This is a genomic window from Nocardioides sp. zg-1228, assembly GCF_017086465.1.
Classification (GTDB): Bacteria; Actinomycetota; Actinomycetes; order Propionibacteriales; family Nocardioidaceae; genus Nocardioides.
Genome location: NZ_CP070961.1, coordinates 972,241 through 995,223 on the forward strand (window position 1 = coordinate 972,241; position 22,983 = coordinate 995,223).

22 protein-coding genes are annotated in these 22,983 nt (G+C 71.0%); 11 read left to right on the forward strand and 11 right to left on the reverse strand.

From position 1 onward, the window contains the following. The first annotated feature begins 13 nt into the window (after positions 1-13). The 3 genes from JX575_RS04665 to JX575_RS04675 are packed head-to-tail and all read left to right on the forward strand — an operon-like array spanning position 14 to position 2,599. On the forward strand, positions 14-1,348 hold the full coding sequence (locus tag JX575_RS04665) for an MFS transporter (protein WP_241005334.1): 1,335 nt from the start codon (positions 14-16) through the stop codon (positions 1,346-1,348). A 26-nt stretch (positions 1,349-1,374) separates the two neighbouring features. Further along, positions 1,375-2,223, forward strand: a complete 849-nt coding sequence (locus JX575_RS04670; protein ID WP_186341325.1) for a bifunctional methylenetetrahydrofolate dehydrogenase/methenyltetrahydrofolate cyclohydrolase — start codon at positions 1,375-1,377, stop codon at positions 2,221-2,223. A gap of 1 nt (position 2,224) precedes the next feature. After that, on the forward strand, positions 2,225-2,599 hold the full coding sequence (locus tag JX575_RS04675; RefSeq protein WP_186341326.1) for a DUF3017 domain-containing protein: 375 nt from the start codon (positions 2,225-2,227) through the stop codon (positions 2,597-2,599). A 116-nt stretch (positions 2,600-2,715) separates the two neighbouring features. Here the strand turns inward: JX575_RS04675 and JX575_RS04680 are convergent, their stop codons facing one another. Continuing rightward, positions 2,716-3,705, reverse strand: coding sequence for a malate dehydrogenase (locus tag JX575_RS04680; RefSeq protein WP_241005335.1), 990 nt, complete (start codon positions 3,703-3,705; stop codon positions 2,716-2,718). Between the two features lie 106 nt (positions 3,706-3,811). On the opposite strand from JX575_RS04680, the gene JX575_RS04685 reads away from it, so the two are divergent. Continuing rightward, positions 3,812-4,516 carry a hypothetical protein gene (locus JX575_RS04685; RefSeq protein WP_186341328.1) on the forward strand — a complete coding sequence of 235 codons (705 nt, stop codon included), beginning with the start codon at positions 3,812-3,814 and terminating at the stop codon, positions 4,514-4,516. Between the two features lie 7 nt (positions 4,517-4,523). Here JX575_RS04685 and JX575_RS04690 read toward each other — a convergent pair whose 3' ends face one another. Further along, positions 4,524-5,654, reverse strand: a complete 1,131-nt coding sequence (locus JX575_RS04690) for an aquaporin (protein WP_186341329.1) — start codon at positions 5,652-5,654, stop codon at positions 4,524-4,526. 174 nt (positions 5,655-5,828) lie between these two features. Between JX575_RS04690 and JX575_RS04695 the strand changes: the two genes are divergently transcribed. The 3 genes from JX575_RS04695 to JX575_RS04705 all read left to right on the forward strand — a co-directional run bounded on the left by JX575_RS04695 (position 5,829) and on the right by JX575_RS04705 (position 9,681). After that, on the forward strand, positions 5,829-8,042 hold the full coding sequence (locus tag JX575_RS04695) for an NADP-dependent isocitrate dehydrogenase (protein ID WP_186341330.1): 2,214 nt from the start codon (positions 5,829-5,831) through the stop codon (positions 8,040-8,042). Positions 8,043-8,110: 68 nt separating this feature from the next. Continuing rightward, entirely contained in the window at positions 8,111-9,358 is a 1,248-nt protein-coding gene (locus tag JX575_RS04700) for an MFS transporter (RefSeq protein ID WP_186341331.1), read from the forward strand. 164 nt (positions 9,359-9,522) lie between these two features. Next, the gene (locus JX575_RS04705; RefSeq protein ID WP_186341332.1) at positions 9,523-9,681 is read left to right on the forward strand and encodes a hypothetical protein; all 159 of its coding nucleotides are present in this window, start codon (positions 9,523-9,525) and stop codon (positions 9,679-9,681) included. 34 nt (positions 9,682-9,715) lie between these two features. Here the strand turns inward: JX575_RS04705 and trpS are convergent, their stop codons facing one another. Continuing rightward, positions 9,716-10,771, reverse strand: coding sequence for a tryptophan--tRNA ligase (trpS, locus tag JX575_RS04710; protein WP_241005336.1), 1,056 nt, complete (start codon positions 10,769-10,771; stop codon positions 9,716-9,718). Between the two features lie 59 nt (positions 10,772-10,830). Between trpS and JX575_RS04715 the strand changes: the two genes are divergently transcribed. After that, on the forward strand, positions 10,831-11,346 hold the full coding sequence (locus JX575_RS04715) for a 2'-5' RNA ligase family protein (protein ID WP_186341333.1): 516 nt from the start codon (positions 10,831-10,833) through the stop codon (positions 11,344-11,346). Beyond that, on the forward strand, positions 11,343-12,407 hold the full coding sequence (locus JX575_RS04720; protein ID WP_186341334.1) for a YihY/virulence factor BrkB family protein: 1,065 nt from the start codon (positions 11,343-11,345) through the stop codon (positions 12,405-12,407). Before JX575_RS04715 ends, JX575_RS04720 begins: the two co-directional genes overlap by 4 nt. Before the next feature lie 85 nt (positions 12,408-12,492). On the opposite strand, the gene JX575_RS04725 is transcribed toward JX575_RS04720, so the two are convergent. The 3 genes from JX575_RS04725 to JX575_RS04735 form a co-directional block, all read right to left on the reverse strand. Then, positions 12,493-13,236: a succinate dehydrogenase/fumarate reductase iron-sulfur subunit gene (locus tag JX575_RS04725; protein ID WP_186341335.1), complete on the reverse strand. Its 744-nt coding sequence runs from the start codon at positions 13,234-13,236 to the stop codon at positions 12,493-12,495. An 88-nt stretch (positions 13,237-13,324) separates the two neighbouring features. Then, positions 13,325-15,346 (reverse strand): fumarate reductase/succinate dehydrogenase flavoprotein subunit, encoded by a 2,022-nt coding sequence (locus JX575_RS04730; protein WP_186341778.1) that lies wholly within the window; start codon positions 15,344-15,346, stop codon positions 13,325-13,327. A gap of 43 nt (positions 15,347-15,389) precedes the next feature. Beyond that, entirely contained in the window at positions 15,390-16,091 is a 702-nt protein-coding gene (locus tag JX575_RS04735; RefSeq protein WP_186341336.1) for a succinate dehydrogenase cytochrome b subunit, read from the reverse strand. Positions 16,092-16,357: 266 nt separating this feature from the next. On the opposite strand from JX575_RS04735, the gene bsh reads away from it, so the two are divergent. Then, positions 16,358-17,329, forward strand: coding sequence for a choloylglycine hydrolase (gene bsh, locus JX575_RS04740; protein WP_186341337.1), 972 nt, complete (start codon positions 16,358-16,360; stop codon positions 17,327-17,329). A 65-nt stretch (positions 17,330-17,394) separates the two neighbouring features. After that, entirely contained in the window at positions 17,395-19,614 is a 2,220-nt protein-coding gene (locus JX575_RS04745; RefSeq protein ID WP_206054516.1) for a LuxR family transcriptional regulator, read from the forward strand. Positions 19,615-19,626: 12 nt separating this feature from the next. Here JX575_RS04745 and JX575_RS04750 read toward each other — a convergent pair whose 3' ends face one another. From JX575_RS04750 to JX575_RS04770, 5 genes are all read right to left on the reverse strand, one after another. Further along, positions 19,627-19,968, reverse strand: coding sequence for a hypothetical protein (locus JX575_RS04750; RefSeq protein ID WP_186341338.1), 342 nt, complete (start codon positions 19,966-19,968; stop codon positions 19,627-19,629). Positions 19,969-20,077: 109 nt separating this feature from the next. Next, complete coding sequence (locus JX575_RS04755) at positions 20,078-20,752, reverse strand: hypothetical protein (RefSeq protein ID WP_186341339.1); 675 nt, start codon at positions 20,750-20,752, stop codon at positions 20,078-20,080. Beyond that, positions 20,749-20,958, reverse strand: a complete 210-nt coding sequence (locus tag JX575_RS04760; RefSeq protein ID WP_186341340.1) for a hypothetical protein — start codon at positions 20,956-20,958, stop codon at positions 20,749-20,751. The genes JX575_RS04755 and JX575_RS04760 overlap by 4 nt, the downstream gene beginning before the upstream one ends. 73 nt (positions 20,959-21,031) lie before the next feature. After that, a complete protein-coding gene (locus JX575_RS04765) occupies positions 21,032-21,436 on the reverse strand; it encodes a hypothetical protein (RefSeq protein ID WP_186341341.1) in 405 nt (134 codons plus the stop codon). 41 nt (positions 21,437-21,477) lie between these two features. Further along, positions 21,478-22,950 (reverse strand): APC family permease, encoded by a 1,473-nt coding sequence (locus JX575_RS04770; RefSeq protein WP_186341342.1) that lies wholly within the window; start codon positions 22,948-22,950, stop codon positions 21,478-21,480. Positions 22,951-22,983 lie beyond the last annotated feature (33 nt).

The window sequence follows — 22,983 nt, forward strand, 5'->3', positions numbered from 1 at the left end:
CCCCGGGCGGTGCGTGGAGGGGGCGCCGCGGCGCGGAAAATGCCGCGCGCGCACCACCGACCCCTGTTATCTTGACGTCAAGATAGCCGAGTGGGGGTACGACGTGCGGTGGTGGCAGCGGGTCCTCCCGCCGACGAAGCTCGAGCGCGACCTGGTCTGGCAGTGCGTGCTGTCGGCGTTCGCCACCGGCACGTTCCTCGCCGGCACCGCCGTCTACTTCACCCAGGTCGTCGGGCTGAGCGGGGCGCAGGTCGGGCTGGGCATGTCGATCGCCGCGGGCGTCACCCTCGTCCTGCAGCTGCCGATGGGCCGGCTCGCGGACCGGGTCGGCGCCAAGCCGCTGTGGGCCGTGGCGAGCCTCGTGGAGGCGGCGCTCTACCTCGCGTGGCCGTTCATCGGCGACATGGCGACCTTCGTCGCGATGCTGTCGGTGCTCGCGATCTTCGAGACCGCCGGGCGCAACGCGCGCAACGTCTACCGGATCGCGGTCTTCCCGCGTGCGGTCCGCGTGCGGGCGATGGCCTACATGCGCGCCGCCCGCAACGTCGGCTACACCCTGGGCGCCGGCGCCAGCGGAGTGGCGCTCGGCATCGGCCTCGACGCCGTGCGCCTGATCCCGTTGGTCACCGGCGCCCTCCTGGTGCTCAACGCGCTGCTGATCGCGACGGTGCTGCCGGCGGTGGCGCGCGCCGTGCCGGAGGTGCAGGACGACGGGACGCCCGTCGCGGCGCCGCCGGCCTGGCGCAACCCGGGCTTCGTCGTGCTGAGCGTCTGCAACGGGGTGCTCTCGTCCAACCAGGTGCTGCTCAACGTCGTGGTGCCGCTGTGGTTGGTCGAGCGCACCGACGCGCCGGTGACGCTGGTGGCCTGGCTGTTCGGCACCAACACGGTCCTCGCCGTCGCGTTGCAGGTGCGCGCGAGCCGCGTCGCCGACTCCGTCGACGGGTCGCTGCGGGCGGCGCGGTGGTCGGGCTACGCGTTCGTCCTCTCGTGCGGGCTCATCGCCTGGACCCACGAGACGGTGGGCTGGGTCTCGATCGTGCTGATCTGGATCGGCCACGTCACCATCACCGGCGCGGAGCTGTGGCAGTCGGCCGCCGACTGGTGCTTCACCGCCGAGCTCTCCGACCACCGGCGTCTCGGCGACTACCAGGGGATCTGGGGCCTGGGCTACCAGGTCGAGCCGATCGTCTTCCCGGCCCTCTACACCTGGCTCGCCCTCACGGTCGGCACGGTCGGCTGGGTCGCCATCGCCGTGATCGGCATGACGGCCGCCGTCGTCGCCCACCCCGCTGCCCGCGCGGCCGAGCGGCACCTGGTCCGGATCGGGGCGCCGGTCGGGGTCTGAGCGAGCCGATCCCTAGACTGGCCCGCGTGACGGCACAGACCCTGGACGGCGCGGCCACGCTGCGGACCATCAAGGCCGAGCTCGCGCAGCGAGTCGCCGCACTCCGTGAGCAGGGGGTGGTCCCCGGGCTCGGCACCGTGCTGGTCGGCGACGACCCCGGCTCGCACTGGTACGTCGGCGCCAAGCACAAGGACTGCGCGGAGATCGGCATCACCTCGATCCGGCGCGACCTTCCCGCGGGCGCCACCCAGGCCGAGGTGGAGGCCGTCATCGACGAGCTCAACGCCGACGACGCCTGCACCGGTTTTCTCGTCCAGCAGCCCACCGGGCTCGATGAGTTCGCGCTGCTGTCGCGCGTCGACCCCGCCAAGGACGTCGACGGGCTTCACCCGGTCAACCTCGGCAGGCTCGTGCTCGGCGAGGCCGGACCGCTGCCGTGCACGCCGGTCGGGGCCATCGAGCTGCTGCGCCGCCACGGCGTCGAGATCGCGGGCGCCGACGTCGTCGTCGTCGGGCGCGGCATCACCGTCGGCCGCCCCCTCGCCCTGCTGCTGACCCGGCGTTCGGAGAACGCCACGGTCACCCTCTGCCACACCGGCACCCGCGACCTCGCCTCCCACGTGCGCCGGGCCGACATCGTCGTCGCGGCCGCGGGAGTCCCCGGCATCATCACCGCCGACATGGTCCGGCCCGGCGCGGCCGTGCTCGACGTCGGCGTGTCGCGGGTCGACGGCAAGGTCACCGGCGACGTGGCCCCCGACGTGTGGGACGTCGCCGGCTGGGTCTCGCCCAACCCCAAGGGCGTCGGTCCGATGACGCGGGCGATGCTGCTGAGCAACATCGTCGAGATCGCCGAGAAGTCCGTCCGGTCCTGACATGCCCGACCCCGACGCCCCGGAGCCGTCCGTCGAGCCGCCCGAGTCGGTGCCGCCGGTCTCGGCGGAGCCGCCGCCTGAGGACCCCGACGAGCCGCGCCGCTACCCCTCGACGATCGGGGGAGCGTTCTACCTGCTCGTCCTGGGCGTCGTCGCGGTGGCGATGGTCGTGGTGGTGCTCGACGAGTGGCGCACCGGCATCCGGATGGTGGGCGGCGCGCTGATCGCCGCGGCGCTCGTACGCCTGGTGCTGCGCCGGCGCGACGCCGGGATGCTGGCCGTGCGCCACAAGGTGCTGGACGCGCTCATCCTCGTCGTCCTGGGCGGGTCGCTGATCTTCCTCGCCGGCTCGATCCCGGACCAGCCCGGCTTCTGAACGCCGCGAGCCGGCGCTCGTGCCCCGAGAAGGGACACGGGCGCCGGCTCGGCGGTCGAGGTGCGGTCAGGATGCGCCGACTCGACGTGAGCCAGCGGTCAGGACGCGCCTGCTCGTCAGATCAGGCCCAGCTCGGTGACGGCCTTGCGCTCGTCGTCGAGCTCGGCGGTCGAGGCGTCGATGCGCGCGCGGGAGAAGTCGTCGATCTCGAGGCCCTCCACGATCGACCAGTCGCCGCCGGAGGTGGTGACCGGGAAGGAGGAGATCAGGCCCTCGGGGACGCCGTACTCGCCGCTCGAGACGACCGCCATCGACACCCAGTCGTCGGCCGCGGAGCCGAAGAGCCAGTCGCGCGCCGCGTCGATGGTCGCCGAGGCGGCCGAGGCGGCCGAGGACGAGCCGCGGGCGTCGATGATCGCCGCGCCGCGCTTGGCGACGGTCGGGATGAAGTCGTTCTCCAGCCAGGCCTGGTCGCCGACCAGCTCGGCGGCGTTCTGGCCGTTGACCTCGGCGTGGAACAGGTCGGGGTACTGGGTCGCGGAGTGGTTGCCCCAGATCGTCATCTTCGCGATGTCGGTGACCTTCGCGCCCGTCTTGGCGGCGAGCTGGCTGATCGCCCGGTTGTGGTCGAGGCGGGTCAGCGCCGAGAACCGCTCGCGCGGGATGTCGGGGGCGTTGCTCATCGCGATCAGCGCGTTGGTGTTGGCCGGGTTGCCCGTCACGCCGATGCGCACGTCGTCGGCGGCCACGGCGTTGAGGGCCTTGCCCTGCGCGGTGAAGATAGCACCGTTGGCGGAGAGCAGGTCGCCGCGCTCCATGCCCGGGCCGCGGGGACGCGCGCCGACGAGCAGCGCGAGGTTGACGCCGTCGAAGATCTTCTCGGCGTCCGCGCCGATCTCGACGCCGGAGAGCAGCGGGAACGCGCAGTCGTCCAGCTCCATGACGACGCCCTCGAGCGCCTTGAGGGCGGGCTCGATCTCGAGCAGTCGGAGCTCGATCGGGCGGTCCGCGGCCAGCGCGCCGCTGGCGAGGCGGAACAGCAGGCTGTAGCCGATCTGGCCGGCGGCGCCGGTGACGGCGACCTTGAGAGGTTCAGCGGAGGTCACGGTGGTCTTCTCCTCGCGAGATGAGGTCGGTGAGGTCTGTCCCGCTGACGCTAGCAGCGCCCGGCCCGGCGTCGTCGGCTGGTCTGCGGCTGGCATGCTGGCGCCCATGACGAGGGCGCCACGAGTCGTACGCCGGGGGCGGGCGGCGACGGCGCTGCTCGCCGCCGGCCTGGCGCTCGGCCTCGCGGGCTGCGGCGGTGTCGGCCAGCCGGCGCCCTACGACTCCCCGGGCATCAACGGCCTCGTCGTCCCGACGCCGAGCCCCGAGCCCGCCGACTTCGTCGACGCCGTGGACAACCCGTGGCTCGCCCTCGAGCCGGGGGCGCGGCGGACCTACGACGTGGGTGACGGCGCTCGCGACCTCGGCACGATCGAGGTGGAGGTGCTCGAGGCGACCGTCCCGGTCGCCGGGCTCGACGCCACGGCCGTGCGCACCACGACCGACCTCGACGACGGCACCGGCCGCACGACGAGCGTGGAGACCCGCCTCTACGCCCAGGACACGGCGGGCAACGTCTGGCTCGTCGGCGCGGACGGGGCTGACGGGGGCACCGGCAGCTGGCGGGCGGGCGAGGACGCTGCTCAGGCCGGGCTCGCGATGCCGGCCGACCCGCGGCTCGGCGACGGGTGGCTCGCCTACGACGTGCCCGGCCTGCCGCGGGCGAGCAGCACGATCGAGGACCAGTCGGCCGCGCTGGTGCAGCTGCGCAACGAGGCCGGCACCACGACCCGCACGGTGTACGAGAAGGGTGCCGGCCTCGTGGGGCTGGTGGACCTCGACGACGGCTGGACCGCCGAGCCGGCCGACTGACCCGGAGTCAGTCCGGGCGGCGCACCTGGGTGCGACCGTCGTCGTCGCCGTCAGGGTTGCCCCAGTGGCCCGGAGCGCTCTGGCCGGGCTGCTGCTGGACGGGCGGCTGCTGGCCGGGCTGCTGGGGGGCGGGCTGGCCCCACTGGCCCGGCTGCGACTGCTGACCGGGCTGCTGCGGCGCGGGCTGGCCGCCCCACTGGCCCGGCTGCTGCGGCGCGCCCTGGGGTGCGCCGTGGGCCGGGTCGGGCTGCTGCTGCGGCTGCTGGTAGGGGTCGGGCTGGCCCCACTGCTGCTGCGGGGGAGCGCCCCAGGCGGCGCCGGGCTGGCCCCAGCCGCCCTGCTGGCCCTGGTTCCACTGCGCCTCGTAGTTGCCCGGGACGTTCTGGTCCTTGCGGCCGCCGCCGAAGTTGAGGCCGGAGCCGGCGACCGGGGCAGCGCCCTGGCCGAAGAGCAGCGGGTAGGTCAGGCCGGCGATCGCCGCGCCCAGCAGCGGCGCGAGGACGAACAGCCAGAGCTGCGCGACCGCGTCCATGCCGGCGAAGACGCCGACGCCGATGGAGCGGGCGGGGTTGACCGACGTGCCGGTCAGCGGGATCGCGACGAAGTGGATCATCGACAGCGCGAGGCCGATCGCGAGCGGGCCGAGCGCGACGTTGACCTCGTTGCGCTCGTCGGTGACGCCCAGGATGACCCACAGGAAGACCGCGGTCAGCAGCACCTCGAGCAGCAGGGCGGCCCACCAGGCGAAGCCCGAGCCCTGGTCGCCGAAGAAGTTCTGCCCCATGTTGCCCTCGGCGACGAAGCCGTCGAAGCCGTGGCCCAGCGCGAAGAGCACCGCGCCGGCCAGGAGGCCGCCGAGGAGCTGGGCGGCCATGTAGATGCCGACCTGGTTCCACGGCAGGCGACCGCCCAGGACCGCGCCGAGCGTCACGGCGGGGTTGAAGTGTCCGCCGGAGATGCGCCCGACGGCGTAGGCCATCACCACGACGGTGAGACCGAAGGTCAGCCCGGTGGCGACGATGTCGCCTCCGGTGTAGACGGCCGCACCGCAGCCGAAGAAGACGAGCACGAACGTGCCCATCGCCTCCGCGGTGAACTTCTGTCCGGTGGTGGGTGTGGCTTCGACGGTGTCGCTCATTCGCTCGTCCTCCAAGGTCAGGGTGGCCGTACCCCTCGTAGGCCACGTCGAGCCTAGCGGCGTCGGGACGGGGGTGCGAGGGTAGGCAAGTCGTCAGGCGGGTCTGACGTCAGGTATCTTGACGTCAAGAGTTATGCCCGGATCAGATCACGATCTACAGGAGCTGTCGTACCCATGGCCAAGATCATCTACACCCAGACCGACGAGGCGCCGCTCCTGGCGACGTACTCGTTCCTCCCGATCATCGCCGCCTACGCGAAGACCGCCGGTGTGGACGTCGAGACCCGTGACATCTCGCTGGCGGGCCGCGTGATCGCCCAGTTCCCCGACCGGCTGAGCGACGAGCAGCGCCTCGCCGACGACCTCGCCGAGCTCGGCGAGCTGGCCACCCGGCCCGAGGCCAACATCATCAAGCTGCCCAACATCTCGGCCTCCGTCCCGCAGCTCAAGGCGACCATCGCCGAGCTGCAGTCGCAGGGCTACGACCTGCCCGACTACCCCGAGAACCCGCAGACCGACGAGGAGCGCGAGATCCGCGCCCGCTACGACAAGGTCAAGGGCTCCGCGGTCAACCCGGTGCTGCGCGAGGGCAACTCCGACCGCCGGGCGCCGGCGTCGGTGAAGAACTACGCCCGCACGCACCCCCACTCGATGGGCGCGTGGAGCAGCGAGTCCAAGACCGCGGTCGCCACCATGGGCCACGACGACTTCCGCACCAACGAGCAGTCCGTGGTGATGCCGGCCGACGACACGCTGTCCATCGTCCACGTCGGCACCGATGGCCAGGAGACGGTGCTCAAGGCCGACCTCGAGGTCCTCGAGGGCGAGGTCGTCGACGCGACCTTCCTGAGCGCCGCCCGCCTCGACGAGTTCCTCGAGGAGCAGGTCGCGCGGGCCAAGGCCGACGGCGTGCTCTTCTCCGCCCACCTCAAGGCCACGATGATGAAGGTCTCCGACCCGATCATCTTCGGCCACGTGGTGCGCGCCTACTTCGCCGACGTCTTCGCCCGGTACGGCGAGGACCTGGCCGCCGCCGGCCTGTCGGCCAACGACGGCCTCGGCGCCATCCTGGCCGGCCTCGACTCCCTCGACAACGGCGCCGAGATCAAGGCGGCGTTCGAGAAGGGCCTGGCCGAGGGCCCGGCGCTCGCGATGGTCGACTCCGACCGCGGCATCACCAACCTGCACGTGCCCTCCGACGTCATCATCGACGCCTCGATGCCTGCGATGATCCGCACCTCGGGCCAGATGTGGAACGCCGACGGCGAGCAGCAGGACACCCTCGCGGTGATCCCCGACTCCTCCTACGCCGGCGTCTACCAGGCCGCGATCGACGACTGCCGCACCCACGGCGCGCTCGACCCCTCCACCATGGGCTCGGTGCCCAACGTCGGGCTGATGGCCAAGGCGGCCGAGGAGTACGGCTCGCACGACAAGACGTTCGAGATCCCCGCCGCCGGCCGCGTCGAGGTGCGCAACGGCGCCGGCGAGGTGCTGATGTCGCACGACGTCGAGGCCGGCGACATCTGGCGCGCCTGCCAGACCAAGGACGCCCCGATCCGCGACTGGGTCAAGCTCGCCGTCACCCGCGCCCGCGCCAGCGACACCCCGGCGGTGTTCTGGCTCGACGAGACCCGCGCCCACGACGCCAACCTCATCGCCCTGGTGAAGAAGTACCTGGAGGACCACGACACCGAGGGCCTGTCGCTGGAGATCATGGCGCCGGCGGAGGCGACGGCGTACTCGCTGGAGCGGATCCGCCGTGGCGAGGACACCATCTCGGTGACCGGCAACGTGCTGCGCGACTACAACACCGACCTGTTCCCGATCCTCGAGCTCGGCACCAGCGCCAAGATGCTCTCGATCGTGCCGCTGATGAACGGCGGCGGCCTCTTCGAGACCGGCGCCGGCGGCTCGGCGCCCAAGCACGTGCAGCAGCTGGTCAAGGAGGACTACCTCCGCTGGGACAGCCTCGGCGAGTTCTTCGCCCTGGCGGCCTCGCTGGAGCACCTCGCCGACCACGACGACAACGCGCGGGCGCGCATCCTCGGTGACACCCTCGACAAGGCCACCGAGACCTTCCTCAACGAGGACCGCTCGCCCGGGCGCAAGCTCGGCACGATCGACAACCGGGGCTCGCACTTCTACCTCGCCCTCTACTGGGCCGAGGAGCTGGCGAAGCAGACCGAGGACGCCGAGCTCGCGGCGGCGTTCGCCTCGCTCGCCGGCACCCTGCGCGAGGCCGAGCAGACGATCGTCGACGAGCTGCTCGCGGTCCAGGGCAAGCCCGCCGACATCGGCGGCTACTTCCGCCCCGACCCGGAGAAGGCCGCCGCGGTGATGCGTCCGTCCGCGACCTTCAACGACGCGATCGCCTCGCTGGACTGACCGCGACGCACGTCACAGGCAGGACCCCCGGGGAACAAACCCCGGGGGTCCTGCTCTTGCGCCAGGTGATGACGACGACCGCCGACCCGACCGAGCTTCCCGACCATCCGACGTCCGGCCACCTCGACGTCCCCTCGGTGACGGCGCGCCATTTCGGCCTGGCCGTGCTCGCCCTGGCGATGGGCGGCTTCGCCATCGGGACCACCGAGTTCGTGACGATGGGCCTGCTGCCGCAGATCGCGCGCGGCGTCGACGTCTCCATCCCGACCGGCGGGCACGTCATCTCGGCGTACGCCGTCGGGGTCGTCGTCGGCGCGCCGGTGCTGGCCTTCCTCGGCGCGCGACTCCCGCGCCGGGCCCTCCTGGTGGCCCTGATGGTCGCGTTCGCCGCCGGCAACGGGCTGAGCGCGCTCGCGACGTCCTACGAGCAGCTGATGGCCGCCCGCTTCGCCGCCGGGCTGCCCCACGGCGCCTACTTCGGCGTCGCCTCCCTCGTGGCCGCGAGCATGGCCCGTCCCTCCCGCAAGGGGCGCGCGGTCTCGCTGGTCATGCTCGGGCTGTCGTTCGCCAACGTGATCGGCGTGCCCGCGGCGACGGTGCTCGGGCAGGAGCTCGGGTGGCGCGCGGCCTTCTGGGCCGCCGGCGGCCTGGCCGTGGTGACCCTCGCCCTCGTCGCCTGGTTCGTCCCGTCCGTCCCCGGCGACGCGGAGGCCAGCGGGCTGCGCGAGCTCGCGGCGTTCAAGGTGCCCCAGGTGTGGCTGACGCTGCTGGCGGGCGCCGTCGGCTTCGGCGGCATGTTCGCGGTCTACTCCTACATCGCCCCGGTCGTCACCGACGTCGGTGGCCTGGGGGAGCGGTCGGTGGCGGTGTTCCTGCTCTTCTTCGGCCTCGGCATGGTCGCGGGCACCTCGCTGGCCGGGATCATGGCCGACTGGTCGATCTTCCGCTCGCTGATCATCGGCGGCGTCGGGATGGCCGCGACGATGCTGGCCTTCTGGCTCGCGGCGCCCCACGGGTGGGCCGCCCTGCCGGTGGTCTTCCTCATCACCACCCTCGGCTCGGTGCTGGTGGTCAACCTGCAGCTGCGGCTGATGGACGTGGCGGGCGACGCGCAGACGCTGGGTGCCGCGATGAACCACGCCTCGCTCAACGTCGCCAACGCCCTGGGCGCCTGGCTCGGCGGCCTCGTCATCGCCGGCGGGTGGGGGCTGCGCGCCCCGGCCCTGGTCGGCCTGGCCCTGTCGATCCTCGGGGTGGCCATCCTGCTGCTCTCCGCGAGGCTCCACGTGCGCCAGCGCGACGCCGTGCCCGCCTGAACGCCGGGGTGCTCGGCGCCGCCTTGCACGCACCACGATGCACGCATTTTCCGGTGATGTTGCACGGAGTTAACACACGCGGAACTCTTGCGTAGCGCAGACTTGTAACGATCCAATCCACGAAGGGCGGGCAGGCCGCCCGAGATCTTCCCGAGGAGGACGTGATGGACGACGACAAGATCGTGCGCGAGGTGGAGCGCCGCCGGCAGCTGGCGGACCGCAACGTCAGCGCTGTGGTCGACCTGCTGCAGCGACGCCAGGAGCTCAAGGGGATCTACCCCGCGGCCGACTTCTTCGCCGAGAACGTCGGCTGGGCCGTCTGACGGGATCGACCCGGGCAGTGCGGGCTCGGGCCGCTCAGGCCCAGCTGTAGACCATGCCCATCGCCTCGCTGACCTCGGCCAGCGTCGCGTCCGCGACCTCGTTGGCCCGGGCGTTGCCGCGGCGCAGGATCTCGTCGAGGTAGGCCGGATCGGCCTCGAGCTCGGCCCGGCGGGCGCGCAGCGGTGCCAGCTCGGTGTTGATCGCGTCGGTCAGGCGCCGCTTGAGGGCACCGCCGCCCCCGTCCCCGATCTCCTCGGCGACCACGGCCGGGTCGACGCCCTCGCAGAGGCCGATGAGGGTGAGCAGGTTGGCCACCTCGGGCCGCGCGTCCGGGTCGTAGGTGATGACGCGGTCGCTGTCGGTCTTGGCGCCCTTGAGCTTCTTGGCGGTCTCGTCGGCGCTCATCCGCAGCTCGACCACGTTGCCCTTGGACTTGCTCATCTTGGTGCCGTCGGTGCCCAGGATGAGAGGAGCCTCGGACAGCAGCGCGCCGGGCTCGGGGAACACCGGGGCGTAGCGGTCGTTGAAGCGGCGCGCGACGACGCGGGTCTGCTCGAGGTGGGGCAGCTGGTCGCGCCCGACCGGGACGACGTTGGCCTTGCAGAACAAGATGTCGGCGGCCTGGTGCACGGGATAGGTGAGCAGGAGGCCGCCGATCGAGGTGATGCCGGCCGACCTGGCCTCGTCCTTGACCGTGGGGTTGCGCTGCAGCTCCGCGACGCTGACCAGGCTGAGGAACGGCAGCATCAGCTGGTTGAGCGCCGGCACCGAGGAGTGCGTGAAGATCGTCGCCCGGTCGGGGTCGAGGCCCGCGGCGATGTTGTCGAGCAGCAGGTTGCGCACGTTGCTCGAGATGTCGCCGAGCACGTCGCGGTCGGTGATCACCTGGTAGTCGGCGATGAGCTGCCAGATCTCCGCGCCGCTGTCCTGCAGGCGCAGGCGGTTGCGGATCGAGCCGAAGTAGTGGCCGATGTGCAGTGCCCCGGTCGGACGGTCCCCGGTGAGCATGCGCAGCGATGCCGGGTCCTTCGCCATCTGCTCCTCGATGGCGTCGCTGCGAGCCTGGGCGGCGCGGAAGGTCTCACTCACGCGGCCGATCCTTTCACGGGGCCGATCGTCGCCGCGATCGGGTTCTGTAGGGTTTCGGGGTGCCCACCATCGGAGTAGCGATCGCGATCCCCGAGCCCTGGGCGAGCGAGCTCCAGGACTACCGCACCAGCGTCGGCGACACCACGGCCGCGCAGATCCCCACGCACGTCACGCTGGTCCCGCCGACCGAGGTCCGCCGCGACGACCTCGACGCCATCACCGCCCACCTCGCCGACGCCGCGGCCACCGTCTCCCCGTTCACCATCCACCTGCGCGGCACCGGGACGTTCCGCCCGGTCTCGCCGGTCGTCTTCGTCACCCTCGCCGAGGGGATCTCGGGGTGCGAGGTGCTCGCCGGCGCCGTACGACAGGGACCGCTCGCCGTCGACCTGCACTTCCCCTACCACCCGCACGTCACCGTCGCGCACCACCTCGACGACGAGACGCTCGACATCGCCTACAAGGAGCTGGCCGGTTTCGAGTGCAGCTTCGCGGTGGAGGAGTTCAGCCTCTACGTCCACGACGACCGGGCCGGCTGGCAGCCGACCCACCACTACCGGCTGGGCGGGCGATGAGCGTCGTCGACACGGTCAAGCAGCGCGTCGCCGCCGTGCGCGAGCGCCGCCCGTTCATCGACCACCTGTTCCGGATGATCCAGCACTACGGCGCCGTGAAGGGCAACGCGCTCGCCGGTGCGGTCACGTTCTTCGGCTTCTTGTCGTTCTTCCCCATCCTGGCGCTCGCGTTCGCCGTGGTCGGCTTGGTCGCGGGCATCTACTCAGACGCCACCGAGCAGGTGGTGAAGGCCATCCAGTCGGTGCTGCCGATGGTGGTCGAGGGCAAGGCCGGTCCCGGCGAGATCTCGATCGACGCCTTCCAGGACGGCGCCGGCGCCGCTGCCGGCATCGGCGCCATCGGTGTCCTCTACTCCGGGCTGGGGTGGGTCTCCGGCCTGCGCGACGCGCTCCAGATCGTGTTCGAGACGCCGCGGCGCGCACAGCCCAGCTTCGTGGTGGGCAAGCTCAAGGACCTGGTCTCGCTGGTGCTGATCGGCGTCGTGCTGCTGCTCAGCGTGGCCGTCTCCGGCGTCGTCACCGCCCTGTCCAGCCACATCCTCGACTGGCTCGGGCTCGACCTCGCTCTGCGCCCGGTGCTGACCGTGCTCGCGATCGCGGTCGGACTCGGCGCCAACACGCTGCTGTTCTTCGCGATCTTCAAGATCCTGGCCGACCACGACACCCCCGACCGCTCGCTGTGGAGTGGCGCGCTCCTCGGCGCGGTGGGCTTCGAGGTGCTCAAGCAGGCAGCGACCTTCCTGATCAGCTCGACGCAGAACCAGCCGGCGTTCGCCGTCTTCGGCATCGCGCTCGTGCTGCTGATCTGGATCAACTACTTCTCGCGCGTCGTCATGCTGGCCGCCTCGTGGGCGCACACCTCGCGCGAGGCCCGCGCCCGCCGCGAGGCGGAGGAGGTGGCCGAGCTGCTGCCCGCGGGCCCGCGGATCGACCTGGCCGGTGCGTCGGCCGGTGCAGCCGCCCACCCGTCGGCGGAGCCCTTCCCCTCCCCGAAGGCCGCCTTCGCCGCCGGGGCGGGCGCCATGCTCGGGCTTGTCGCGCTCGTCCGCCGCCGCCACTGAACGTCGTTCGGGATCGAGTGGGCGCGTCCTGCCTGTCGTACTCGGGGTTGCCTGAGCGTCAGGACGCGCCGACTCGAGCTGCCGCTCAGTGGCCGTGCTTGATGGCGGTGCGCAGGTCCTTGTTGAGCTGGGAGATCACGTCGAGCGGGATCTCCTTGGGGCACGCCGCAGTGCACTCGCCGATGTTGGTGCAGCCGCCGAAGCCCTCGTGGTCGTGCTGGGCGACCATGTTGACCACGCGCTCGTCGCGCTCGGGCTGCCCCTGGGGGAGCAGGCCGAGGTGGGTCACCTTGGCGCCCAGGAAGAGCGAGGCGGAGCCGTTGGGGCAGGCCGCGACGCAGGCACCGCAGCTGATGCAGGTCGCGACGTTGAAGGCGCGGTCGGCGTCGTCCTTGGGCACCGGCACCGAGTGGGCCTCGGGGGCCGAGCCGGTGTTGACCGAGATGTAGCCGCCGGCCTGGATCATCCGGTCGAGGGCGCCGCGGTCGACGACGAGGTCCTTGACGACCGGGAAGGCGTCGGCGCGCCACGGCTCGATCGTGATGGTCTCGCCGTCCTCGAACGAGCGCATGTGCAGCTGGCAGGTCGTGGTGACCTCGGGCCCGTGCGCGTCGCCGTTGATCATCAGCCCACACATGCCGCAGATGCCCTCGCGGCAGTCGGAGTCGAAGGCGATCGGGTCCTCGCCCTGGTCGTTGAGCTGCTCGTTGAGCACGTCGAGCATCTCGAGGAACGACATGTCCGGGGACACGTCGGCCAGCTCGTAGGTGTGCATCGCGCCGGGGCTGGCGGAGTCGGGCTGACGCCAGATCTTCAACGTCACGTTCATCGGTGGGTCCTCGTGGGTGTCGGGGTCCCCGCGGCGTCGTCGGCCGGGGGAGCGAAGCGGGGGAGGGGGAGGGTGCCGGAGGCAGGCGTCACTTGTAGCTCCGCTGCTTCATCTCGATGGCCGAGTAGACCAGGTCCTCCTTGTGCAGCACGGGCCGCTCGTCGAGGCCGGTCCACTCCCACGCGGCGACGTAGGCGAACTCGTCGTCGTGGCGCATGGCCTCGCCGTCCTCGGTCTGCGACTCGGCCCGGAAGTGGCCGCCGCACGACTCGCGCCGGTTGAGCGCGTCGATGCACATCAGCTCGCCGAGCTCGAAGAAGTCGGCCACGCGGCCGGCCTTCTCCAGCGACTGGTTGAGCGACTCGCTGGCGCCGAGCACCTTGACGTTGCGGTAGAAGTCGTCGCGCAGGCCGCGGATGAGGTCGATCGCCTTCTTGAGACCGGTCTCGTTGCGCTCCATGCCGCAGTACTCCCACATGATGTTGCCGAGCTCGCGGTGGTAGGAGTCGACGCTGCGGGTGCCGTTGACCGACAGGAAGTGCGCGATGCGCTGCTCGACCGACTCGCGCGCCTCCACGACCGCCGGGTGGTCCTCAGCGACGGGCTCGAACGGGCCGTCGGCGAGGTAGTCGCGGATCGTGTGGGGCAGGACGAAGTAGCCGTCGGCCAGGCCCTGCATCAGCGCCGAGGCGCCGAGGCGGTTGGCGCCGTGGTCGGAGAAGTTGGCCTCGCCGGTGACGAACAGCCCCGGGATCGTCGACTGGAGGTCGTAGTCGACCCACAGCCCGCCCATGACGTAGTGCACGGCCGGGTAGATCCGCATCGGCGTCGAGTAGGGGTCCTCGCCGGTGATCCGGGCGTACATGTCGAACAGGTTGCCGTACTTGGACTCCACGGCGTCGCGGCCGAGTCGGTCGATCGCGTCGGCGAAGTCGAGGTAGACGCCGCGGCGCACGCCCTCCACCTCGGGACCGACGCCGCGACCCTCGTCGCAGACGTTCTTGGCCGCACGGGAGGCGATGTCGCGGGGGACCAGGTTGCCGAAGGCGGGGTAGATCCGCTCCAGGTAGTAGTCGCGGTCCTCCTCGGGGATGTCGCGCGGGTCCTTGTCGCAGTCGGCCTGGTTCTTGGGCACCCAGATGCGGCCGTCGTTGCGCAGCGACTCCGACATCAGCGTCAGCTTGGACTGGTGGGACCCGGAGACCGGGATGCACGTCGGGTGGATCTGCGTGTAGCAGGGGTTGGCCATGTAGGCGCCCTTGCGGTGCGCACGCCAGGCGGCGGTGACGTTGGAGCCCATCGCGTTGGTCGACAGGTAGAACACGTTGCCGTAGCCACCGGAGGCGAGCACGACGACGTCGGCGAGGTGGGTCTGCACCTCCCCGGTGACCATGTCGCGGGCGATGATGCCGCGGGCCTTGCCGTCGACGACGATCAGCTCGAGCATCTCGTGGCGGGTGAACATCGACACCGTGCCGGCGGAGATCTGGCGCTCGAGCGCCTGGTAGGCGCCGATCAGCAGCTGCTGGCCGGTCTGCCCGCGGGCGTAGAAGGTGCGCGAGACCTGCACGCCGCCGAACGAGCGGTTGTCGAGCAGGCCGCCGTACTCACGGGCGAACGGAACGCCCTGGGCGACGCACTGGTCGATGATGTTGGTGCTCACCTCGGCCAGGCGGTAGACGTTGGACTCGCGCGAGCGGTAGTCGCCGCCCTTGACCGTGTCGTAGAAGAGACGGTGGACCGAGTCGCCGTCCTCCTTGTAGTTCTTCGCGGCGTTGATGCCGCCCTGCGCGGCGATGGAGTGCGCGCGCCGGGGCGAGTCCTGGTAGCAGAACGTCTTGACGTTGTAGCCGGCCTCGCCGAGCGTGGCGGCCGCCGAGGCGCCGGCCAGGCCGGTGCCGACGATGATGATGGAGAGCTTGCGCCGGTTGGCCGGGTTGACCAGGCGAGCGTCGAACTTCCGCGTCGCCCAGCGCTCGGCGAGCGGGGCGTCGGGCGCCTTGGTGTCGGCGAGCGGCTCACCGGGGGTGTAGTAGCCGGCGGCGTCGTCGTAGTCGCCGTCCAGGGACCCGCTGGCCGAGGCCTCCGTCGAGGTGACGGTGTCGGGCATGTCCATGTCGTGGCTGTCGTGGCTCACGTGAGGTGACCCCTCTTTACTTGGTGATGATGCCGGCCAGGACGGCGAGCGGGACGAGTGAGAAGCCGATGGAGATGACGAGCGCGGTCACGAAGCCGAAGGCCTTGGCGCGCTTGCGCTTGACCGCGGTGCCGGTCCAGCCCAGGGTCTGCGCGGCGCTCCAGATGCCGTGGTGCAGGTGGGCGCCGAGCGCGAGCATCGCGGCGATGTAGATCAGCGTCATCCACCACAGGTCGAAGGTGTCGACCATCAGGAGGTAGGGGTCGTTGGTGGCCCCGCCCTGCGGGTTGACCTTCCCGATGGTGAAGTTGAGCAGGTGCCAGACCAGGAAGACGAGGATCGCGAGCCCGCCCCAGCGCATCATCAGGCTGGCGCGCGTGGCGCCGGTGTCCTTCTTCATGACGTACTTGGTGGTGCGGGCGCGCGCGGCGCGACGCCACAGGACGACCGCGCAGTAGACGTGCACGACGAGCGCCACGATGAGGCCCACGCGCAGGATCCAGAGCGCGCCTCCGTGCGGGAGCATCGGCTCACCGAGCACGCGGAGGTGCTCGGCGTACTCGTTGAACGCCTTGCGACCGCCGAACGCCTTGAGGTTGCCGTACATGTGCGCCAGCACGAAGCCGAGGAAGAGGAAGCCGCTGCCGGCCATCAACAGCTTGAGAGCGATCGTCGAGCGCGAGGCCCGTGCGCCCTTGACGAGGGTGGGGGTAGACACGTCTCCACGCTACCGCCTGCGGACGTGTGCCCGACGCCCCGGGGAGTGTGACGTACGCCCCTTTGCCCGCGCGCATGAAGCCAACCGCAGGCGGTCGCGACCCGGGTCGACCGGCAGGGGAGGACGGCCGCCGCCTGGGGCCGAAGTGCTCTGCCGGGGACCCGGCCGGGGCTCGTAACTTCACAAGGAGACGTCTGCACGAGGAGCGCCTTCGGGTGCACCTGCTCGCAGTCGGCCCAGACGGACAACGACGTGGAGGCAGCACCGTGTGCACTGCGACCAACTACACCGCCAAGGACCACTACTTCGGTCGCAACCTGGACCTGGAGTTCTCCTACAACGAGTCGGTGACCATCACGCCGCGCAACTTCGTGCTGCCGTTCCGCACGGTGGACGACCTGCGCACCCACCACGCGATCGTCGGGATGACGACGGTGGCCGACGGCTACCCGCTCTACTACGACGCCACCAACGAGAAGGGGCTGAGCATGGCGGGGCTCAACTTCCCCGACAACGCCGACTACAAGCCCGAGACCCAGGGCAAGGACAACATCACGCCCTTCGAGTTCATCCCGTGGATCCTGGGGCAGTTCGAGACGGTCGCCCAGGTCCGGGAGGCGCTGGACAGGCTGGTGCTGGTCGACATCCCGTTCAGCCCCCAGTTCCCGCTGTCACCGCTGCACTGGATCGTCTCCGACCGCCAGGAGTCGCTCACGGTCGAGTCGGTCAAGGACGGGTTGCGGGTCTACGACAACCCGCTGGGCGTGCTCACCAACAACCCGACCTTCGACATCCAGATGTTCAACCTCAACAACTACGCCAGCCTGTCGCCGAGCCAGCCCGAGACCCACTTCTCCAAGAAGCTGCACTTCGACAGCTACAGCCGGGGGCTGGGAGGCATCGGAATGCCCGGTGACCTCTCCTCGATGTCGCGGTTCGTCAAGGCGGCGTTCACGGCCGTGAACTCGGTCTCCGGCGAGTCCGAGTCCGAGGCCATCAGCCAGTTCTTCCACATCCTCGGATCGGTCGCCCAGCAGCGGGGATGCGTCGAGGTCGGCGACAGGTACGAGATCACGATCTACTCCTCGTGCTGCAACACCGACACGGGCGTCTACTACTACACGACCTACGAGAACAGCCAGGTGACGGCGGTCGACATGCACAAGGTCGACCTGGACGGCGACACGCTCTCCAGCTACCCGCTCCTCACCGGCCAGAGCATCCTGGCCCAGAACTAGTGGTCGCGCCGCTCCGCCAGCCCTCTCCTCGGGCCCGTCGGGGGAGAGGGCCCTGCGGGCCAGGAGTGCCGACGATCGGGCTGGACGACACCCTGCTGACGGTCAAGCTGTCGCCCCCGAGGCGCCGGAGCGGCATGGTCAGCAGGGTGGCGCTCCTCGACTCCGTCCGTGACGCGGCCACTGCCGTGGTCGGCGTCACCGCGCCCGCCGGCTACGGGAAGTCGACGCTGCTGGTCGAGTGGGCCCACCGGGACCGCCGGAGGGTCGGGTGGCTCTCGCTGGACCGGTCCGACGACGACCCGAGTGCCCTGCTCTTCCTGCTGGCCTCGGCCTACGAGCGAGCCGTGCCGGAGCACGCGGGCCTGGCCGCCGTGGTGACCGGCCCGGACGCCGCCGCCCGCGGCCGGGGCGCTGCCCGGATCGCGTCGGCGTTCAGGCGCTCGCCGGTGCCCTTCATCCTCCTGCTCGACGACCTGCACGAGCTCCGGTCGCCCGAGTGCCACCACCTGCTGGGTGTCGTGCTGTCGGCCGTCCCCCCCGGGTCCCAGGTCGTGACGGCCAGCCGCCACGAGCAGCCCCACCTCCCCTCTCTCCGGGCGGCCGGGGAGGCGGTCGAGCTCACCACTCGCGACCTCGCCCTCGACGCGTCCGCCGCGGCGCAGGTCTTCGCGACCGCGCGCGTCGACGTCACCCCGGCGCAGGCGGCCGACGTCGCGGCGCGGACCGAGGGGTGGCCGGCCGGGATCCAGCTCGCTGCCCTCATCGCGCGGGAGGGGGAGGACCAGCCCGGGCGGGCCACCGGGGACGACCGCTACATCGCCGACTACCTCCAGCGCGAGGTCTTCCGGAGGTTCGACCCCGGGATCCGGGACTTCCTGCGGCGCACGGCCGTCCTCGACCGGCTCCACGGCCCGCTCTGCGACGCGGTGCTGGGGGAGCGGAGCTCCCAGGACCGGTTGCGCACCCTCGAGGCGTCGAACGCGTTCATCGTCGCGCTGGACCGGCGACGCGAGTGGTACCGCTACCACCCCCTGTTCCGCGAGTTCCTGCTGGCCGAGCTGCTCCGCGACGACCCGGAGGCGGTGGAGAAGCTGCAGGTGCGCGCGGCCGACTGGTTCCAGGCGAACGGCGCACCGGCGACGGCCGTGGAGTACCTCCTCATCACCCAGGAGCGCGAGCGGTGCGCCCAGCTCGTGGCCGAGCTGGCACTCACCACCGTCAGCGCGGGGCAGATCTCGACCCTCCAGCGGTGGCTGGGCGTGCTCGGCGAGCGCACCATCGAGGCCTATCCGCCCCTCGCCGTGCTGGCGGGGTGGGTCGCGGCGTCGGCGGGGCAGGCGGTGGTCGCCCAACGGTGGGCCGCCTTCGTGGAGGAGGTGTCGTTCGACCCGACCCCGACCCACGGCGGCGCGTCGTTCGCGTCCTCGCGGTCGATGCTCCGCGCCATGGCGTGTGCCTCGGGGCCCGAGGCGATGATGGCCGACGCCGAGTTCTCCGCGGCGCAGGAGCCGCTGCGGAGCCCGTGGCGTGCGACGGCGCTCTGCGTCCTCGCGGAGGCGCACCTGGTCGCGGGCTCGCCCCGGCGAGCCAGGGCCGTGCTCCGTGACGCCACGGAGGTCGGCCTGGCTGCGGGCGACACGGGCGCGGTCGTGCTCAGCGAGTCGGGTCTGGCCCTCGTCGACATGGACCTCGGGTGCTGGGACGAGGCGGCCGAGCACGTCGGACTCGCGCTCCGCACCGTCGACCAGCACCACCTCGAGGACTACGCGTGCAGCCTCCTCGCGTTCGCGGCCGCGGCTCGGCTGGCCGTCCACCGGGGCAACCTCCCTGAGGCAGACCGCCAGCTCGCGCGCGCCATGCGGGCGCGTGCCGCGGCCACGTACGCCCTTCCGTGCCTCGCGACGAGGGGCCGGCTCCAGCTCGCGAAGGCGTGCTGGACGCGCGGCGGGCACTCCGACGCCCGCCGCCTGCTGGGCGAGATCGACGACATCCTGCGGCGTCGGCCCGAGCTGGGGACCCTGGTCGAGCAGGTCGGGGAGCTCCGGACGATCACGACCCCGGCGGGGAACGATGCCGGGGCCCACGACGCCCCGCTCACGCCCGCGGAGCTGCGCGTGCTGCCCTACCTCCCGACCCACCTCAGGATCGCCGACATCGCCCAGCGACTGCAGCTCTCGCGCAACACCGTCGCCTCCGAGGTCTCCGCCATCTACCGCAAGCTCGGTGCCACCTCACGCGGTGAGGCGGTCGACCGGGCGACCTTCCTCGGGCTGCTCGGGGGATGAGGAGCGGGTCGGTCACGGCCCGGCATCGTCGCGGTCCTCGTCGACGTCGTAGCCCAGGACGAGGGCCAGCTTGGGCGCGGCCGTCGCCACGCGCACGGGTCCGGTGATCGGCAGCACTCCCACCAGGACGTCGACGATCTCCTCGACGCTCGCCCCGGCCCTCAGGGCGCTGTCCGCGAGCGAGCCGTAGGAGCGCACGGTGCCGTCGCCCGTCGCCGCGAGGGCGCCGAGCCGGACCAGGGCCAGGATCCTCGCGTCGAGGGCCGTCGCCGGCCAGGTGTCGGGGACGTCCTGTGCGCGGTCATCCGTCGTCTGGCCGAACGCCAGACGACGCAGCTGTTCGCCGTTGTCCATCCCTGACTCCCCTCTGGAGACCTCTTCCCATTAGCGCCCGTGGTGGCCGTCCCCGCACCACCTGTTTCGTGTCATCCTGCGACCAGTCGCCCTCACCACCTGCCCCTCGTCAGCCCAGCACGTTGACCGCCCGGGCGACGACCAGGCCCATGATGGCCAGTGACGTCAGCGCCTGGATCGCCATGACGAGCTTGGCCCAGGGTGCGAGCGGCATCACGTCGGTCGGGCTGAACGCCGTGGCGTTGGTCAGACCGAGATAGAGGTAGTCGCCGAAGTTCGGGCGCCAGTCCTCCAGGCCCAGCTCGGAGGTGAGCTGCTGGGGGAAGGCGAGGTCGGGGGTGTGTGGCATCCGCTCGGCACGGGCGGCGGCCCCGCCGCAGTCGAGCTCGAAGTAGAGAAGCGCGCAGGCGATGATCGTGATCAGCCACACCGAACCGCTTGCCTGCAGCAGCTCGGGCGCCGAGTCGGTGGCAGACCCTCCTCGGACGATGTCGTCGACGAGCTGGACCGTCGACCAGACCGCTCCCAGGGACATCACGGTGATCAGCGCGATGGACGCCGCCCGCAGGAACGTCGTACGCCTCGAGATCCGGCCGGGGTCGCCGGCGAGCAGCACCAGCACGAGGAGACCCGCGAACGTGGGCAGCACCCAGGGCTGGGCCAGGCGCAGGCTGCCCGGCAGCAGCACGGTGAGACCCATGGCGACGGCAACCGCCGCCGCCATCGGCCACCGGGTCTCGGCATAGGGATCATCGAGGTCGTCGGTGGAGTCCGGGCGTCTCATCCGTGGTCAGCGGTGGAAGCTCGTGCCTCGTCCGGCGTCAGGGACTCCTTGGTTCCGTGCTTGTCCACGTGCACGACCCGATAGGCGTGCCGGGGCACCTGTTCGTCGTTCGGGAAGCGATACTTCGGTACGGCGACCGGCAGGTCGGCCGAGGCGAAGACGTCGTCCTCGAGGGCGCCGCGTACGGAGTTCCTGCTGTGCACCATGTGGCATCTGCTCCTCGTGACTGCGCCATCGAGACACTCTGCTCTGGTCGGGCTGGGTCGGGTGGCGCGTCGCCTACCGGTCCGGGATGGTCCTATCGGTCTCCAGGTCCTCCACCTCGTCGAGCAGCTCGCCCGCCTTGTCGGGGCAGTAGGTCTCGACCACCGCGAAGTCGTACTCGATGATCCGGGGGTCCATGACCACGCGCCGGAGGTGCAGGGCGTTGTTGCCGAACTGGGACAGGGCCAGCTCCTGCTGCAGCTCGCCGACGTTCTCGCAGCTGACGCCTCCGTCCGTGCCGTAGAGGGCGGTCGCCGTCGAGGCGTCGACCGTGGGGAACCCGGCTTCGGACAACCTCACGTTGAGCTGCTCGGCGAGCTGGCGTGCCCGGTCGCTGTCCGGGTCGGAGGCGCTGCCGGCGGCGGAGCAGGCGGAGAGCCCCAGCCCCGCCGCCACGGCCAGGCCGGCTGTCCGGAGCACTGCGGAGCGGACTGTTCGTGGACGCTTCGTGATCATCGGACTCACGCCTCCTGGGCCGTCGTGTCGGAATGGGTGTTGTCCGGGGAGGTCTCGATCTTCCACTCCGGCTTGCGCAGCTTGTAGAGGACGAACGGCCACACGCCGAGGAGGACGATGCCGGCCACGAGGATCAGGATGTACACGCCCTGCGGCGTCGCGTCCGCGTTGCCCGACGGCTCGACGAAGCCGAGGAGGAAGGCGGCGACGCTCGCCACGAAGCCGACCGACCCGACCAGGGTCATGGCAGGCGTGCGGAAGCCGCGCTTGACGTCGGGGTGGGTGCGGCGCAGGCGCATGCCGGCGAGGAACATGACCATGTACATCAGCAGGTAGAGCTGCACGGCCATGGCGGTGAGGATCCAGAAGACCGACTGCACCGACGGCAAGATGGCGAAGAGGACGGCCATCGCCGTCACGATGATGCCCTGCACCATCATGATCGGGACCTGCATCCCGTGGCTGTTGGTGCCCTGCAGGCGCGGGGGCAGGTATCCCTCCTTGCCGACCAGCAGCAATCCCTTGCTCGGTCCCGGGATCCAGGTGACCACCGAGGCGAGGATCCCGATGACGATCAGCAGGGCCATCACGGTGGTGCCCCACGACATCCCGAGGTGGTTGAAGAAGACGTCGAAGGCCTGGAGCACCCCCTGGGTCAGGTTGACGCTGGAGCCGGGGACCGCGACCGAGATGGCCAGGGTGGGCAGGATGAAGACGAACAGGATGAGGATCACCGACAAGACGATCGCCTTCGGGAACTCGGTGCTGGGCCGCCGCATCTCGTTGACGTGGACGGCGTTCATCTCCATGCCGGCGTAGGAGAGGAAGTTGCTGACGATCAGCACGATGCTGGCCAGCCCGGTGAACTTCGGGAACCACTCCGCATCACCGATCGGCGGGAGGTGCGAGGTGCCGCCGCCGGCCCAGAAGATCGCCGCGAAGACGATCAGGGCCGCCGCCGGCACGAGGGTGCCGGCCAGGAAGCCCCAGGTCCCGACCTTGGCGAACGCGTCGACACCGAGGGTGGCGATGAACGTCGAGATCCAGTACACGACCAGGATGATCAGGCCGGTGAAGATGCCCGAGTTGGCCAGGGCCGGATCCCACACGTACGCGAGGGCCGAGGCGAAGAAGGCGAGCTGGGCCGGGTACCAGGCGACGTTCTGCATCCACTGCTGCCAGATCGCGAAGAAGCCGAGGCGGTCGCCATACGCCTCCTTGACCCAGACGAAGATCCCGCCCTTCCATCCGCTCGCCAGCTCGGCGGCCACGAGCGCCACCGGCACCATGAACAAGATCGCGGGCAGGACGTAGAGGAATATCGACGCCCAGTCGTAGGCCGCCATGGCCGGTAGTCCGCGAACGCTCGCGACCGCTGTGGCGATGAGGATCGCCATCGATGTCCAACTGATGAACGAGGTGCGTGCCTGGGCCCGTCCCTGCGGTGCAGTCGCCTGACTGTCGTCCCGAGTAGCCATCTCCGCGCCTTTCGCCGATTGCTCCGGCCAACG

Excerpts from the sequence above, each read along its gene's own strand:
- JX575_RS04675 (WP_186341326.1), top strand. The coding sequence starts at position 2,225 with ATGCCCGACCCCGACGCCCCGGAGCCGTCCGTCGAGCCGCCCGAGTCG.
- JX575_RS04685 (WP_186341328.1), top strand. The coding sequence starts at position 3,812 with ATGACGAGGGCGCCACGAGTCGTACGCCGGGGGCGGGCGGCGACGGCG.
- JX575_RS04690 (WP_186341329.1), bottom strand. The coding sequence starts at position 5,654 with ATGAGCGACACCGTCGAAGCCACACCCACCACCGGACAGAAGTTCACC.
- JX575_RS04695 (WP_186341330.1), top strand. The coding sequence starts at position 5,829 with ATGGCCAAGATCATCTACACCCAGACCGACGAGGCGCCGCTCCTGGCG.
- JX575_RS04700 (WP_186341331.1), top strand. The coding sequence starts at position 8,111 with ATGACGACGACCGCCGACCCGACCGAGCTTCCCGACCATCCGACGTCC.
- JX575_RS04705 (WP_186341332.1), top strand. The coding sequence starts at position 9,523 with ATGGACGACGACAAGATCGTGCGCGAGGTGGAGCGCCGCCGGCAGCTG.
- JX575_RS04720 (WP_186341334.1), top strand. The coding sequence starts at position 11,343 with ATGAGCGTCGTCGACACGGTCAAGCAGCGCGTCGCCGCCGTGCGCGAG.
- JX575_RS04725 (WP_186341335.1), bottom strand. The coding sequence starts at position 13,236 with ATGAACGTGACGTTGAAGATCTGGCGTCAGCCCGACTCCGCCAGCCCC.
- JX575_RS04730 (WP_186341778.1), bottom strand. The coding sequence starts at position 15,346 with ATGCCCGACACCGTCACCTCGACGGAGGCCTCGGCCAGCGGGTCCCTG.
- JX575_RS04750 (WP_186341338.1), bottom strand. The coding sequence starts at position 19,968 with ATGGACAACGGCGAACAGCTGCGTCGTCTGGCGTTCGGCCAGACGACG.
- JX575_RS04755 (WP_186341339.1), bottom strand. The coding sequence starts at position 20,752 with ATGAGACGCCCGGACTCCACCGACGACCTCGATGATCCCTATGCCGAG.
- JX575_RS04760 (WP_186341340.1), bottom strand. The coding sequence starts at position 20,958 with ATGGTGCACAGCAGGAACTCCGTACGCGGCGCCCTCGAGGACGACGTC.
- JX575_RS04770 (WP_186341342.1), bottom strand. The coding sequence starts at position 22,950 with ATGGCTACTCGGGACGACAGTCAGGCGACTGCACCGCAGGGACGGGCC.